At 58.3% G+C, this 3306-nt stretch carries 4 protein-coding genes; all 4 read left to right on the forward strand.

Features of this window, described 5'->3' with window-relative positions; genetic code table 11:
* Positions 1–408: 408 nt before the first annotated feature.
* Positions 409–1401, forward strand: a complete 993-nt coding sequence (locus H5U08_RS13495; RefSeq protein WP_297034037.1) for a hypothetical protein — start codon at positions 409–411, stop codon at positions 1399–1401.
* Between the two features lie 91 nt (positions 1402–1492).
* Entirely contained in the window at positions 1493–1744 is a 252-nt protein-coding gene (gene rpmA / locus H5U08_RS13500; protein ID WP_297034040.1) for a 50S ribosomal protein L27, read from the forward strand.
* Positions 1745–1977: 233 nt separating this feature from the next.
* Positions 1978–3009, forward strand: a complete 1032-nt coding sequence (gene obgE / locus H5U08_RS13505) for a GTPase ObgE (protein ID WP_297034044.1) — start codon at positions 1978–1980, stop codon at positions 3007–3009.
* A gap of 92 nt (positions 3010–3101) precedes the next feature.
* A partial coding sequence (locus H5U08_RS13510) for a hypothetical protein (protein WP_297034047.1) occupies positions 3102–3306 on the forward strand: 205 nt, incomplete at its 3' end.

A 3306-nucleotide genomic window follows, 5' to 3' on the forward strand; every position in this document is an offset into this window, starting at 1 on the left:
ATTCTCTTCATTGACCATCTCGAACCCTCTGAATTACTCGATCTGCGAGGTTACGTGGAAAAGTGGGAAGATGAGTATATGTCGGCCGTCTCGGAAGGGGCGGAGGAACCGGAAGACAAGGTGCTCAATCGCCTTCGTGAGCTGGAAGCGCTTCGCACCTGAGAGGGAAGCCGGGCGGAGTTGCGCCCCGTTTCGATTTCCGCGGAACGGTCCGTTGTACCTTTCGGGCCGCGATTTGGCAGCCGCCTGAGTGTTGATTACACTAGGGATTAGAAGGCCGAAGAGTGCTCAAACCGGCAGCCGTGTCGAAAGACGGGCTTTGGGCCGGTTGATGGTGTGTGAAGGGTGATTATTTCTTTGAGCTGGCGGGTAGCTCCACCTGCTCGTGTGTCTGACGAGGCGCCTCGCATGTGCTGGCATGATCGACACCGTTGGCTAATCAGGCGTTTGCTCGCTCTTGTCCTGGGTGTGCTCTTGATTACGGGACTGGACGCGGTTGTCCGAGCCGAAGAGAACACCAATCCGCAGAATGCTGCCCAGCCTGCGGGAACTCAGCCGGCGCAACCGCTCACACCCTCACCGGCGGAGAAGCAGATTGAGGCGATGCCGATTCCGGAGCAGATCCTGGGGCCGCCGCGCCGCCTGGCACCTGGCGTCTTGATCACGATTCCGCCCGACGTTCAGGTGGATGAAACCCACAACCGCCAGGATATCGTCGAGCTGGTCGCAGCAGATCCCCAATTGGATTGGGCCAAGGGGGTGGACTTCCGACGGGAAGTGTACTGTCTGGAATTCCAGTTCAAGCTACCGCGGCTGATTCAGGTCGATCTTCCCCAGCCCAGTGGCAAACTTCAGCGGAAAACAATTTGGTACCTGGTCTATAAGGTCACCAATCGCGGCGGGGCCCTCCGCCCGGTGCCCGAAGAGGACGGCACCTACCGCGTCGATACCGTGGACGTGCCGGTCAGGTTCATTCCCATCTTTTACCTGGAAGCGGAGACGTCGTCCGGCATGAAAAGGTATCCCGACCGTGTCATCCCGCTCGCCAAGCAGCCTATCCAGATGCGGGAAGACCCCAATATCAACTTCTACGATTCGACCCAGGTGTCCACACGCGAGTTGGCGGTGGGCCAGTCCATGTGGGGGGTGGCCACCTGGGAGGATGTCGATCCGTCCATCGACAAGTTCTCGATTCTCGTCGTCGGACTGTCCAACGCCTATCGCTGGCAGGACCCCCCAGGCGCCTATAAGCCGGGAGACCCGATCGGCCAGGGGCGGCGATTTGAACGGAAGACGCTCCGGCTCAACTTTTGGCGGCCGGGGGACGAGTTCATCCTCCGGGAAGACACGATCCGATTTGGTCAGCCGGGGACGGTTGACTACGCGTGGATTTACCGTTAACAATGAGTGGATGAGTGGATAATTGTTCCTGATCGTCTGCTCAGAAGCAGGTTTTCCGGTTCTTAGTACGTTTTAAGGAAATAGTCGCAACATGGCACACAAGAAAGGCCAAGGATCAAGCCGAAACGGGCGGGATTCCAACCCCCAATACCGTGGGGTGAAATTCTTCGGGGGACAGTTCGTCAAGGCTGGCACCATTTTGGTCCGGCAACTTGGCACCAAATTTCATCCCGGCAACGGCGTGGGAGTTGGGCGTGATTACACGCTGTACGCCCTGGTGGATGGTTACGTCAAATTTGACCGCGGCGGCCGCCGGGTCAATGTCGTGACTGCGTTGAACTGATGGGCTGATCGTGCCCGAACTTTTGACGGTAGGCAAACCGGCCAAAAAACTGATACCGTCAAAGTGTGGTCACCACATGCCCCAAACTTGCTGAATGTTTGCCCGGGACCGCATCGTGGTCCCTTTTTTGTGCGCCGTTGCCAGGGAATAGCCGTTGCCAGGGAATAACGGGATGACCCCGCACCGAGTTCCTGCTCGGGCGTTGTCCTCGGCTGAAGTAGTTAACGCGGCCCATGTTCGTAGATGAGGTCGAAATCTTTGTAAAAGGTGGACGCGGAGGAGACGGGTGCGTCAGCTTCCGCCGGGAGAAATACGTTCCCAAAGGCGGGCCGGATGGAGGGGACGGCGGCGACGGGGGGAGTGTCATTCTGGTGGCCCAGGAAGGCGTGGACAGTCTGGCAGCACTGGCTCACCGGAAACACTGGATCGCCGAGGATGGCGAGCGTGGTGGCCCGGCCTTGTGCCATGGACGGTCAGGCAACGATCTGATTCTCCCCGTACCGCCAGGCACATTGGTTTTCGACAAAACGCACAATCTGCTTCTCAAGGATCTTGCCCGGCCGGGAGATCGCGTCGTGGTGGCCCGGGGCGGGAAGGGTGGTAAAGGAAATGCCGCCTTCAAATCGCCTACCAACCGGGCGCCGCGGGAAGCTACGCCGGGAAGTGAAGGCGAAGCCCGGCATCTCCGTCTGGAGCTGCGTCTGATCGCCGACGTGGGATTGGTCGGCAAACCGAATGCCGGAAAAAGCACCCTGCTCAGCCGAATGACGCGGGCCCGTCCCAAAGTCGCCAACTATCCTTTCACCACGAAACATCCTCACCTGGGCCGGGTTATGCTCGACATGGAGCGGAGTTTTGTCATGGCGGATATCCCCGGGCTGATCGAGGGGGCTCATCGGGGGGCAGGACTGGGGCACGAATTTCTCCGCCACATTCAGCGGTCCGGGATCCTCGTTCACCTTGTCGAACCGGAGCCCTATGACGGCAGCGACCCCCTCACAAATTATCGCAATATCCGATTTGAACTGGAAAAATTCGATCCTGGGCTTGTCACGAGACCCGAAATCGTCGTTGTCACAAAGGCCGATCTGCCAAGCGCGGAGCGCGTGCGGCAGGAGCTTCAGGATGTCCTGCAAAAACCCGTGCTCAAGATCTCGGCTGTGACCGGTGAAAACCTCAATATTCTGGCAGAAACGATTTGGCAAACTTTAGCGGATCAGCGGTCTGTGCAGCCCACTACTTTTCCTAAGATCCCCATCGGTTAGGCAGACGCTTGCACAAGCCTCTCAGCGTCAATCATAATTCTCATTAGTTGACATCGAGCTGTCATGGCATCTGATTGGGGATCGCACCATCGATGGATCGACGCTTTTTCTTTGCCGTGGATATCGGCAATACACGAATCAAGTGTGGTCGTTTTCCGTGGCAACCGACATCTGGCGGATTGCCCGTCCCTGAACAGGTCGTGTCCATCCTGCCAGAAACGGGGGAGTGGGACGCGCTCGAGGATGTCCTGAAGTCGCTGCCCGAGCAAACTGGAACGATCACCTGGTGGATTGCCA

The sequence above is a fragment of the Thermogutta sp. genome, assembly GCF_014359955.1.
GTDB lineage: Bacteria > Planctomycetota > Planctomycetia > Pirellulales > Thermoguttaceae > Thermogutta.

Bases quoted from the DNA above. Each gene is read 5' to 3' on its own strand.
- obgE (WP_297034044.1), top strand. From the start codon at position 1,978: ATGTTCGTAGATGAGGTCGAAATCTTTGTAAAAGGTGGACGCGGAGGA.
- rpmA (WP_297034040.1), top strand. From the start codon at position 1,493: ATGGCACACAAGAAAGGCCAAGGATCAAGCCGAAACGGGCGGGATTCC.
- H5U08_RS13495 (WP_297034037.1), top strand. From the start codon at position 409: ATGTGCTGGCATGATCGACACCGTTGGCTAATCAGGCGTTTGCTCGCT.